An 11,314-nucleotide genomic window follows, 5' to 3' on the forward strand; every position below is an offset into this window, starting at 1 on the left:
TGTTCGCCGACTACACGCACAAGCTGGAAGGCTACGGCCGGGCGGTGAGCTTCGACCTGTCGGACCCGATGGTGATCGTGGGCCTGTTCATCGGCGGGCTGATCCCCTACCTGTTCGGCGCGATGGCGATGGAAGCGGTGGGCCGCGCCGCCGGCTCGGTCGTGGTCGAAGTGCGCCGCCAGTTCCGCGAGATCAAGGGCATCATGGAAGGCACGGCCAAGCCCGAATACGGCGTGGCGGTGGACATGCTGACCAAGGCGGCCATCAAGGAAATGATCGTGCCGTCGCTGCTGCCCGTGGTGGTGCCGATCGTCGTGGGCCTGGTGCTGGGCCCCAAGGCGCTGGGTGGCCTGCTGATGGGCACCATCATCACCGGCCTCTTCGTGGCCATCAGCATGTGCACCGGTGGCGGCGCCTGGGACAACGCCAAGAAGTACATCGAAGACGGCCACCACGGCGGCAAGGGCTCACCCGCCCACGCCGCCTCCGTCACCGGCGACACCGTCGGCGACCCCTACAAGGACACCGCCGGCCCGGCCATCAACCCCATGATCAAGGTCGTCAACATCGTCGCCATCCTCATCATCCCCATTTTCTTCTGAGTTCCTGACGGTTACCCGTGCCACGACCAACCCGGCCCTCCTGACCGCCAGAAAAGGAGTTGCCTTCCCCGGGCGTACGAATTAATTTCTTCCTCCACTTCGCACCCTTAGCTTAGTGGTAGAGCGCTACATTGACACTGTAGAGGTCAGAGGTTCGAACCCTCTAGGGTGCACCACTTCACCAAGCGGCCGGGCATCGCCGGTATATCCATTCCCCTCCCGATGACGCTCCGCTGCCTCATCCCCATCCTCATACCCGCCCACAACGAAGCCGCGACCATTGCGACGGTCGTCCGGCGGTGCCTGCCCCATGCGGCCCGTGTCATTGTTCTGGCCGACCATTGTACCGACGACACGGTTGCCCGGGCCCGTTCGGCCGGGGCCGAAGTTTGGGAAAATCCCGCAGGACTCTCCCCCGGAAAGGCCACTACGCTTTGCAACGCTTGGGCCCGTCTCGCCTCCGATCCCTCTTGGACCCATCTTCTCCTTTTGGATGGCGACGGCCAGCACGATCCGGACGAGGCCCCCAAACTGCTGGCCTTTCCCCCCGGCATCGATTTGGTCATCGGATCCCGCGCCCCCTTTGCCCGACCCATGCCCCCGCTGCGTCGTGCGGTCAACCGCATCATGTCCCGCATCATGGCCCTGCGCACCGGGCTGCAATTGGACGACAGCCAATCCGGCTTCCGCCGGCTTTCCCGTCGGCTGGTCGAACAGGGCACGTGGACTTCCCGCGGGTTTGAGTTGGAGAGCGAAATGATCCTCCAGGCCGCCCGGCTGGGCTTCCCGGTCGCGCAGGTGCCGGTGGCCTGTCAATACGGCGGACGCTCCAGCCACATCCGTCCCTGGACCGACACTTTCCGCTGGCTTCTGTGGCTGGGACGCACGGCCTGAACTGCCGCTCCACGGGATCGCAGCCATTCCGAAGGACGATCAAGTTGCGCTGGAGTTTCGAATGGGTGTCGGCTAAGGTTTTCAACCATGGCCAAATTGGCTCCCGATACCAAACTCCGACTGCTTGAGCTCATGCTCCTCAGTCGTGAAGGCGACCGCCGGGAAGGCATCCTTGCCCGGCAGGGCAAAGGTTGGTTCCAGATCAGCAGCCTCGGTCACGAAGCCCTGGCCGCCATCACACCGCTCCTCCAAAAACAGGATTTTCTCTTCCCCCATTACCGCGACCGCGGACTGGTCATGGCCCGCGGCGTCAACTCCCGCGAACTCGCCCGCGCTTTCTTTGCCAAACGCACTTCCTCCAGCGGGGGCCGCCAGCTTCCCGGCCACTTCAGCAGCCGCAAGCACGGCATCTGGAGCCTTCCTTCCCCCACCGGCAGCCCGCTGCTGCCGGCATGCGGATTCGCCTGGGGGGCCAAGCTCGACGGCCAGGATGCCCTCGTCCTCGCCTGCGTCGGCGATTCCGGCATGCGCCAGGGCGAATTCTACGAGGCCGTCTCCTTCGCCCTTCAACAACAACTCCCCATGGTCTTCGTCGTCGAGGACAACGGCTTCGGCATCAGCACCCGCACCACCCACACCAACCCGCTCCGCCTCGGCCTCTTCGACAAGGAAAACATCATCCAAGCCGATGGCCGTACCGTCGATTCCGTCCATGAGGCGGCCGAACGTGCCGTCCAGCGCGTGCGCAGCGGCCGCACCCCGGTCATTCTTTGGCTGGAACTCGACCGCCAGGGCAGCCACTCCAGCAGCGACGACCACCGCCTTTACCGACCCTCCGATGAGTTGAAGGAAATGGCCGCGCGCGAACCGGTCGAAACCCTCGCCGCCGAATTGATCGACCAAGGCCACCTCAGCCCCACCGCCTGGGAGGAGATGAAGACCCGCGTCCAGAACGAAGTCGAGGCCGCTTACCGGGAGGCCGAGGCCGAAGCCGACCCCAAACCAGAGAACACCCTGGAGGAACTGACCGCCGAATTCACGCCAGCGCCCCGTTCCATCGTCCCCGGCACCGAAGAAACACGCATGCTCGACGCCGTCAACCGCGTCTTCCGCGAGGCCCTCAAGCGCGACCCGGGAGTGCTCTTCTTTGGTGAGGACATCGAAGACCCCATGGGTGGCGTCTTCAAACTCACCCACGGCCTCTCCACCGATTTCCCCGGACGTATCCACAACTCCCCCCTGGCCGAAGCCACCATCCTCGGCGTGGGCTGCGGTCTCGCCTCCTACGGCAAGCACCCGGTCTTCGAACTCCAGTTCATCGACTTCGTCGGCCCCGGCTGGAACCAACTGGTCAACAACATCGCCACCCTCCGCTGGCGCACCTTCGGTGAGTGGACCTGTCCCATGGTCATCTACGCCCCCTACGGGGCCTATCTGCCCGGTGGCGGTCCATGGCACAGCCAGTCCAACGAGGCCGCCTTCGCCCACATCCCCGGCATCCGCGTCGTCGTCCCCAGCCGCCCCGAGGACGCCGCGGGCTTGATGATGTCGGCCATCGACTGCCCCGACCCCGTCCTCGTCCTCCTGCCCAAGCACATGATCCGCATGCGCCAACCCGCCACCGCCGCCTGGTCGCCCATCCCCTTCGGCCAGGCCGCCGTCCGGCGCCAGGGCCTCGACGTCACCGTCGTCGCCTGGGGCAATTGCACGGAAAAAGTCGAGGAAGCCCTGGCCGTCGTCGGCGACCGCGTGTCGGTCGAATTCATCGATCTCCGTTCCATCGTCCCCTGGGACCGCGAGACTCTGGCCCAGTCGGTGCGCAAGACCGGCCGCCTCCTCGTCGTCGAGGAAGACAACCGCACCTGCAGCTTCGGCCAGACCCTCGTTTCTGAACTCCTGCAGGACCCCGAGGTCTGGGACTCGCTCGTCCAGCACCCGGTGCTCATCTCCCGCGATGACATCCACGTCGGCTTCCATCCGGTCTATGAGGAAACCTGCCTTCCCAGCACGAGCGAAATCGTCCGCGCCATCCTCGGCCTCATCGGCATGGATGGAAGCGGATCCTCACCCGTGGTTTCCCCCAACGGACACGGTCACCACGGGGTGGCGGTGGCCGTCGGCGCCCGCACCGTACCCATACGCGTCCCCGCCATCGGCGAGGGCCTTGAAGAGGCCCGCATCCTCAAGTTCTTCAAAAAGCCCGGTGAAAATGTGGCCCGTGATGAATTGATCTATCAACTGGAAACCGACAAGGCCGTCGTCGACATCGAGTCGTCGCACTCCGGGATCCTCCAGAGCTGGGATGCCGCCGAGGAAAGCAATGTCCGTATCGGTGCCGTAATCGGCCAAATCGAGCCGGTTTCGGAATCGCAAATCCCCGCCCTGACCCCCAAGCCCCACACCCCGGAGACCGTCATGCCCACCCCGCCCCTGCCATCCCCGGATGCCGACCTGGCCTACGAGGAGATTTCCGTATCCCCGCAACAGCAGATCCTCTCCAACCGCCTGACCCGGGCCGCCCGGGTCGCTGTCCCGGCCACCATTTTCCAGGAAGTCACGTGGGAGCCGGTCGAACGCGCCCGCAAACACTTCAAAGCCTCCGCTTCCACCGAAGAAATCACCACCTTCAGCCTCGTCTCCTGGTGCGTCAAGGAAGCCCTCGTCCGCCATCCCCAGTTCCGCAGCTCCCTGCCCCAGAACAACGTCCTCCGCATCTACAAGAACGTCAACCTCGGCATCGCCGTCAGCCTGCCCGGTGACGACCTCACCACCGCCGTGGTCGAGAAAGCCGAAACCTTCGGGCTCAGGGAATTCGCCCACCTCCTGCGTGAACGCGTGGATCTGGCCCGCCAGGGACGCGACCAGGCCCGCCAGCAGGTTTCCCTCATCATCACCAGCATGGCCTCGTTCGACATCCCCGACGGCATCCCGGTCATCGTCCCCCCGGCCGTCGCCACCCTGCTGGTCAACGCCCCCATCGAAAAAGTGATCTTCCAGAACGGCCAGCCCCTCCCGCGCAAAATCGTCAACCTCGCCCTGACCATCGACCACCGCGTCATCAACGGCGCCGGCGCGGCCAAGTTCCTCAACGAGGTCAAACACCAGATCGAAAGCTTCGACTCCGCCTCCGTCCGTCTTTGATGCCTTTGGTGAAGAGGGCTCTCCGGGCACGCTCGGCCTGGCCCCTTTGCGGACCCAGTCAATGCGATTTGATCTGTACCAAATCATGTTGTCCTGGGGACGAAGGGTCCTACGGGAGGGCGAAGCTCCCGGCTCCCCCGTAAGCTTTCGGGGCGGAGCCGACTCTGGCGGATCACCCCAGCTAACTTGCGGATTATACCAAAATAAAAAATGACTGAACGACAGAATAAGCGGGAGGGCGAGGCTCCTGCCGAGCCGGTTTGAGGTCTTTCTTCCAAGGGCGGTTCAGCCCCGAACGCCTGCGGGGGAGCCAGGAGCTTCGCCCTCCCATAAGGCACTTTTTCGCCCACTCAAATCAATTTGGTGTTAGAGCATTTTGCATTTAATCTGCCACTCGTTCTCGTACTCTTTCTCATTCTCGTGCTCTCTGAATGGGAGAGAACGTGCACGAGAGCGAGTAAGAGAAACGAGTTGAAACCACTGCTCGTTAAATTCAAAGCGCTCTAGAGCCATTCCGGTATTGGTTGATACAATCATTTGTAAGGCGGCCGCGAGGTCGCGTTCTCCCGTGACCACGTCGCCGTGGAACGGGACACGTAGCGCAAGACGTGGTCACGAGACAGTCCCTTGCCGCCGCTTCTGGGGCATTTTGCATTTAATTTGCCACTCGTTCTCATACTCTTTCTCATTCTCGCACTCTTTGAGTGGGAGTGAACGAGCACGCGACTTCGTGGCCGCCCTACAATCAAGACGTCTATCTAAATCGGATCGGCTCTAGGATTCACTCCCGTCGCCTCAGCAGGCCGAGGAGGGAATCGAATTGGAAACGGAGGAAACCGCCCAGGGTCACCAAGCGGCGGATTTTCAACTCCAGTTCCTCGACCGTTTTCTGACGGGAGAACGGATGGGTCTGGAAGTACCGCGTGCCCAGGTGGGCGGGGTCTGTGTTGTACGTGAGGAAGATTTTCAGTCGTTTCCAGGCGGCCCTCGCCGGGACTTCGGGGAGATCGAGCCGCAGTTCCACCGGGGCATATCCCTTGATGAAGACCAAATGGTGGTGGTGGTGCAGGGGCTGGGCCTGGCCCTCGATCTTCAGACCGAGGATCAGCGGAGCCCCCGTCCATTCCTGAACCGTGCCATCGTCGGCCTCAAGACGCATGCTGAAAAACTCGGCCAATCCCGTCGGACCCTCCAGACGGAAGGTGATCGCGCCCGCGGCGGCTGCGGGAATGGCCTCCAATTCCAGCGTGACTTCACGGGGAGCGAGGCTTCCGATCGATCGGCGGACGGCCTTCCCGCCACCCAGTTGGAAGACAAGTTCGGTCTCCGGCGGCACGGGCTGCCGTTGGACCATCTGTCCGTGGGAGCGGGCCAGGGTCTCTGCATATTGGATCACGTTGGAAAGCAGACTGGCGATCTCCGGCAAGGGCACCGTATAACGCAGGGGACCGCCCGCGTAGGGCAGGGGATCGGGCACTTTGACCGCAGGATAGCGGGGATCATCCATATAGGCCGGCACGAAATCGTAAAACTGGGAACAGAACTCCCCGTAGTTGCTGCGCAGAAGTTCCAGATGCCGGGTGTAAAAGGTGTTCTGCTCGGTCTTCACCGTGCTCACACTCAGGGCCTGGAGACACTGGATCACCAGTTTGGAGGCATACTGGGCCGGACTCCGGAGCGAGTAATGAGCCAGCGTCCACCCCGGACAGAAGACGAAATCGATCTCTTTCCCTCCCACCGTGACCTCGTGGTTGCCCTGCCAGACGTAGAGATCCGGCTGCAGGGCCAGATCACGGTGGATCACCGCCTTCAACAAACCGCGCCGGTCTTGTAGGCTGCAATCGTGGAACGGCTCGACGGCCAGGCGGTTCCGGATGCGCAGCACCGGATTGGTTTCGTCCGGGTCGTCGGATTTCTGGGCGCAATACGTCTGCCAGGCCGCCTTGACCATGGACGGGGCCTCGGCCGGCATCACCGGGCGCTTGCCGTCCGGCGTGCGCAGGAATTCATCACCATCCAGCAGAAAAATCCAGTCGGCCCCGGCCCCGGCCGCCTCCCGCAGCAGTGCGGTCATTTTGTCGCCCTGGCGTTTGCCCAGACTGTGGTCCTGCCGGATGTCCAGGGCCAAGCCCTCCTGCTGCAACTGATGGAGGATCTCCGCCGTGGCATCGGTGCTCCCGTGGTCGAGCACAATCAAACGGTCCAGAAAATGGAGATTGTGCCGGACAAACGCCTCGACAATGTCCGCTTCGTTTTTGACGCAGGCGATTCCGGTATACTTCATGGAGGGAAGTGTCCCATGGAGGACACGCAGTGTTCATTCTTGACCGCCCCGGGTGGGCCCCGGCAAGCATAATCGCCGCACTGGAAAAAGATCACACACTTGCCCTGCCTCTCCCGCGCCCCATAATCTACCGATGTCCTCTTCCATCCCCACCACGCTGGTCGGTTACGAGATTGCTGTCATGGAAGCACTCCGCCGTGAACTCGGTGCCGACCTCAACAAATTGCCCCAGCCCGAGGCGCGCGAGATCGGCGAGGCTTTTTTCCGCCGTGTCTCCCCGATGGACTATGCCTGGAAGTGGATGCAGGACGTTCAAGCCCGCCGACAGGATGCTCCCGTGGAAAAACAGACCCCGGTCGACGATGGCACCATGGAATTGCTTTAGCCGGGAAAATGCAGTTCACCGCTAAGTTCGCGAAGACGCGAAGTGAAACCGCTTAATCATACAGGCAGGATCAAGCAATCGAAATGCATTTCAGTTGTATGAAGGCTCACCGCTCGATGACTGGAGAATTACCAGCCAAAACCCGTCTGTCTTCGCGCACTTCGTGGTAAATCAACTGCATCGTTCCGGCTTGGGCGGAGGCGGAGCGGGGCTTTGAAGATCCGCGTGACAGGGGCGCTGCCGCTCCGTACGATGATCGCTCATGTCTTATTTGCCCAACCCGGATCGATATCAAGATAAGGCCTACCGACGCTGCGGACGGAGCGGGTTGCTCCTGCCGCCGGTGTCCCTCGGACTTTGGCACAACTTCGGCGGCATCGACGACTACGCCCGGGCGCGTGACATCGTCCTGCGGGCCTTCGATCTCGGGATCACCCACCTGGATCTGGCCAACAACTACGGCCCGCCTCCCGGCAGTGCGGAAGAAACCCTCGGGCTCATCCTCCAGCAGGACCTGGGCAAGTGGCGCGACGAACTGATCATCGCCACCAAGGCGGGCTACCGCATGGGCCCCGGGCCCTATGGCGAATGGGGTTCGCGCAAGTATCTCCTCAGCAGCCTCGACCAGAGCCTGCGACGCATGAAACTGGATTACGTCGACATCTTTTACAGCCATCGACCCGACCCGGAGACGCCCCTTGAAGAAACCATGGGGGCGTTGGTTCAGGCGGTCCACTCCGGCAAGGCGCTTTACGTGGGCATTTCCAACTACCCCGCTGACATGACCCGCCAGGCCGCCCGGCTGCTGCGGGAGGCCGGTGTGCCGCTGCTCATCCACCAGGCACGCTACAACCTCCTCGACCGCTGGATTGAGAAGGGCCTCACTGATGTCCTGACCGAGGAAGGCGCGGGCTGCATCGCTTTTTCCCCTCTGGCGCAGGGCCTGTTGACCAACCGCTACCTGGAGGGCATCGCCGCCGATTCCCGCGTCGCCAAACAGACCGGGTTTCTCAAAAAAGAAGACGTCGCCACGGACAAATTGGAAAAAGTCCGCGCCCTCCACCTGCTGGCCTTGAAGCGCGGGCAAACCTTGGCGCAACTGGCCTTGTCCTGGTTGCTGCACCGTCCGGCCATCACTTCCGTCCTCATCGGCGCCAGCAAGGTCTCGCAACTGGAGGACAATTTCCGGGCCGCCCAGGGGGCAGGCTTCTCAGAAGAGGAGTTGCTGGAGATCGAAGCCGCCTGCCAAGGCTGATGCCGTGCCTTTCATCGCTGCGACCCTCGGCTCTGATCGGGGCACGTCACGATTTTTCATGGCGTTCCGGGAAACGGCACGACTTTTCCACTGGCCAGCCCCCATGCTTGGGTTTCTCACCTAACCAAACGGATATCAACCTCCCGCTCAACATAGTCCCACTCGCTCGAAGTGCAAAGATGAAGGAGCAAATCATCAAAGTCCCGTTCATGGTCCGGACTGAACTCAAACCAGGTCAGGAAATCAAACGGTTCAGCAGTGTTCAAATCTCGACAGTGATAAAGTCGACGTGCGATGGCTGGAAGGTATTGAAGACCGACAGAGGTGTGTTTGGATTGCTCCTCAAAAATTTGCCGGCGTTGATCCTGGCTCAGTTGCCACCATGCCTCGTTCTTCTTGATCGGAATATGGGCCGCAAGGGTCGAATCGCGGCGCCCCAAACCCTCTTGTCGGGCCTCTAGCTGTGCTTTTTCCTCTGAAGTGGTGTACCTGGCGTTGCTACGGACGCCACGAAGCGTCCAGTTGCCTGAAGGTGATCCATCGCCATCGGCGATGTGCAGTCGTTCGGCCGCGGGCAAAGACGCGCCCCGGATGGTCCGAATGTCGCGAACGGCCCAAAGCCCCTCGGTTCCAGCACAAAAATGAGAAAGCCTGATGTTCATGAGTTTTTGGTGGCATGGTGGATGAGCCAGTTTAACGAAAAAGAGTGCAGTACCACAATCGCCAGATTCGATAGGACAACGGGGTTTTTAAGATCACGCACGGCGATGGCACTCAACAATTTATAAACAATCTGGAACGGGAAGAGAAAAAAACAAATTTGTACGAGCCCATCTGGTTTCAGAAATGCAAAAACACTGAAGAGGGTGATCGTCAAATACAATGACGCCAGAATGCGGCTGCTGGGGTTGTCCGAGCCATAAGACCAATTCCGGAACTGTGCTCTTGGGATAAATGCAAGGACAACTCCCCAAAACCCTGCAACCAATATGTTGACTATTAAGGATGTGTATACGACAGGCATATCTTTTCAGCTGAACGTCTACCGGTGAACCACGGGCGCTTCGCCCGTTGGGTCAACTGGCTGGTTCGAAGTTTATCTGTTTAGGTATATTCCAAGTGTGAGAATGGCCGCAAGTCCTAGTAGAAACAACGATATCAAAATCAATTTCTTTGGAGATAGGTTCGATGGTCGACTAAAAGCGTAACCACACTGCGTGCAGACCAACTTATCTTGTCTGGCAGTCTGGTAGAACCCCCATGCCAAAAGGCCGCCAAGCAAGTAAATCCCAAGACCTGTTCCTTTGTCTTCCATATCAAGCCGACGAAATCCTGCTCTAGCAAAACATTTTGGACATGTGTTTGGGGATTCGAATTTCATATGTATCAAGAACGTACACCATTTGCCACGTGCGTTAGCGCCTTGGCTCAATGGCCTGGATTGGGTGTCTTATTGGTTTCAAGCGCTTGTTTGTCAGTGGGTCTAAAGATAACCCAAGCAATCCACCCTATGGGCCAGGATATGAAAGCAACAAATAGTGCCACCAGCCAACCGGGTTTTCCTCTCTGCTTTGCATCGACATATGAAGAGGCGATTGAATAGAAATATATAGCGATAAAAATACCGACGATAGTGCTTATAAAAGGCAACAAAAACAACGCAACCCCCAGGCCGACCGCATTAGTCAGATTAGACCAGAATGAGGATGGGACCAGTGCAAGACCAATTAAAACGGCAGATATGCAAAGGCCGATCACCGCAGAGATTAGAAATCTTTTGTCTCTCATGATGTTTTTCCCGAACGTCCGCGATCAGGCACCCCTACGAACGGCTGGCGCGCAGCCTGCGTAAGCAGGATGTGTGACAGACGCCGCAGGGCCGAAAGGCCCGGAGGGTAGGGGTTGGCTGCATCGCTCTGTTCGGCGTCATTGTTTTTGCTTTGAGCGTAGAATGAAGACAGAAACGATCACAATCAATAATATCAGATTAACCGCTAGTGAAGCCCAAGTAATGATACCAGAGAATGGCTTAAGCGAAGCCGCAAAAAATCCAAATCTGTCAAAAATGGAGTATTCAATCTGTGCTTGTCCGATACCCAACTCCTTCATTTTATCGGTCAGAAGATAGGCGCGTTGCCGTGGCGCCCACAGCGCCCAATAGATGTCATTGCCTTTTTCATCCTTATAAATTGATGCACTTACAAGAGTATCATTAATTTTTAGCTTTTCCCTGTGGGTTTTAAATAGATTCTCTTTGGTAAGTCCTGCCAAAACCCAGTATCCAATACCTGGGTTAGGTATATAAATATCTCTGCTTAAATCTCCGTGCTTACGTTCGTAGTAAATTGGAACATTTTTTGGAGAAAGCTCTTTCCAATAGGTTGTGGATTGTTCCGGATCTGACCACGGAATGAATGCCTTCTCACGAGATTCTGTGAATGCAGGATTGAGTGAGCTTGGGATTAGAGTCTCCGCAAATGAAATAATTGGCAAAAGCGCAGAGACTAAAAGTGCGGTGTGGAATTTCATATAAGTATATTTATTGCCGAGTCATGATGGCTGCATGTTAGCGGTAAGGCGAGTTCAAAGATACAAGCCGGTGGGTCAAAAGCAGGGGGTGGTGGCGGGCGCTAAACGTGGGTTGAACTCCGGAGAGAACAGAGCCACAAAGGGGTCGATGAAAACACCCTTGAATGATGTCCCGTCCACCACCCTTAAACCCATTATCCGCCATGTGGGCTTGGATGTCCATA

9 protein-coding genes and 1 tRNA gene are annotated in these 11,314 nt (G+C 59.2%); 6 read left to right on the plus strand and 4 right to left on the minus strand.

The genetic code is table 11. The annotated features are described in order from the left end of the window. The 4 genes from SFU85_06915 to SFU85_06930 all read left to right on the plus strand — a co-directional run. On the plus strand, positions 1 to 602 hold a 602-nt coding region (locus SFU85_06915; GenBank protein MDX6766505.1), incomplete at its 5' end, for a sodium/proton-translocating pyrophosphatase. 101 nt (positions 603 to 703) lie between these two features. Beyond that, positions 704 to 778: transfer RNA gene (locus tag SFU85_06920), tRNA-Val, on the plus strand. Continuing rightward, positions 771 to 1,496 carry a glycosyltransferase family 2 protein gene (locus SFU85_06925; protein MDX6766506.1) on the plus strand — a complete coding sequence of 242 codons (726 nt, stop codon included), beginning with the start codon at positions 771 to 773 and terminating at the stop codon, positions 1,494 to 1,496. The genes SFU85_06920 and SFU85_06925 overlap by 8 nt, the downstream gene beginning before the upstream one ends. 87 nt (positions 1,497 to 1,583) lie before the next feature. Then, positions 1,584 to 4,637, plus strand: a complete 3,054-nt coding sequence (locus tag SFU85_06930; protein ID MDX6766507.1) for a thiamine pyrophosphate-dependent enzyme — start codon at positions 1,584 to 1,586, stop codon at positions 4,635 to 4,637. A 781-nt stretch (positions 4,638 to 5,418) separates the two neighbouring features. Here SFU85_06930 and SFU85_06935 read toward each other — a convergent pair. Next, positions 5,419 to 6,921 carry a glycosyltransferase family 2 protein gene (locus tag SFU85_06935; GenBank protein MDX6766508.1) on the minus strand — a complete coding sequence of 501 codons (1,503 nt, stop codon included), beginning with the start codon at positions 6,919 to 6,921 and terminating at the stop codon, positions 5,419 to 5,421. 133 nt (positions 6,922 to 7,054) lie between these two features. Here SFU85_06935 and SFU85_06940 point away from each other — a divergent pair, with 133 nt between their 5' ends. Beyond that, the gene (locus tag SFU85_06940) at positions 7,055 to 7,306 is read left to right on the plus strand and encodes a hypothetical protein (GenBank protein ID MDX6766509.1); all 252 of its coding nucleotides are present in this window, start codon (positions 7,055 to 7,057) and stop codon (positions 7,304 to 7,306) included. A 262-nt stretch (positions 7,307 to 7,568) separates the two neighbouring features. Continuing rightward, entirely contained in the window at positions 7,569 to 8,561 is a 993-nt protein-coding gene (locus SFU85_06945) for an aldo/keto reductase (GenBank protein ID MDX6766510.1), read from the plus strand. A 116-nt stretch (positions 8,562 to 8,677) separates the two neighbouring features. Here the strand turns inward: SFU85_06945 and SFU85_06950 are convergent, their stop codons facing one another. The 3 genes from SFU85_06950 to SFU85_06960 all read right to left on the minus strand — a co-directional run bounded on the left by SFU85_06950 (position 8,678) and on the right by SFU85_06960 (position 11,090). After that, positions 8,678 to 9,223: a chlorite dismutase family protein gene (locus SFU85_06950; GenBank protein ID MDX6766511.1), complete on the minus strand. Its 546-nt coding sequence runs from the start codon at positions 9,221 to 9,223 to the stop codon at positions 8,678 to 8,680. Between the two features lie 766 nt (positions 9,224 to 9,989). After that, entirely contained in the window at positions 9,990 to 10,349 is a 360-nt protein-coding gene (locus SFU85_06955) for a hypothetical protein (protein ID MDX6766512.1), read from the minus strand. 138 nt (positions 10,350 to 10,487) lie between these two features. Beyond that, the gene (locus SFU85_06960; protein ID MDX6766513.1) at positions 10,488 to 11,090 is read right to left on the minus strand and encodes a hypothetical protein; all 603 of its coding nucleotides are present in this window, start codon (positions 11,088 to 11,090) and stop codon (positions 10,488 to 10,490) included. Positions 11,091 to 11,314: the final 224 nt, after the last annotated feature.

The sequence above is a fragment of the Candidatus Methylacidiphilales bacterium genome, from assembly GCA_033875315.1.
Classification (GTDB): Bacteria; Verrucomicrobiota; Verrucomicrobiia; order Methylacidiphilales; family CAZTYG01; genus JANRJG01.

Coding starts and splice junctions, on each gene's coding strand:
- SFU85_06930 (MDX6766507.1), top strand. CDS start 1,584: ATGGCCAAATTGGCTCCCGATACCAAACTCCGACTGCTTGAGCTCATG.
- SFU85_06955 (MDX6766512.1), bottom strand. CDS start 10,349: ATGAGAGACAAAAGATTTCTAATCTCTGCGGTGATCGGCCTTTGCATA.
- SFU85_06960 (MDX6766513.1), bottom strand. CDS start 11,090: ATGAAATTCCACACCGCACTTTTAGTCTCTGCGCTTTTGCCAATTATT.
- SFU85_06935 (MDX6766508.1), bottom strand. CDS start 6,921: ATGAAGTATACCGGAATCGCCTGCGTCAAAAACGAAGCGGACATTGTC.
- SFU85_06950 (MDX6766511.1), bottom strand. CDS start 9,223: ATGAACATCAGGCTTTCTCATTTTTGTGCTGGAACCGAGGGGCTTTGG.
- SFU85_06940 (MDX6766509.1), top strand. CDS start 7,055: ATGTCCTCTTCCATCCCCACCACGCTGGTCGGTTACGAGATTGCTGTC.
- SFU85_06945 (MDX6766510.1), top strand. CDS start 7,569: ATGTCTTATTTGCCCAACCCGGATCGATATCAAGATAAGGCCTACCGA.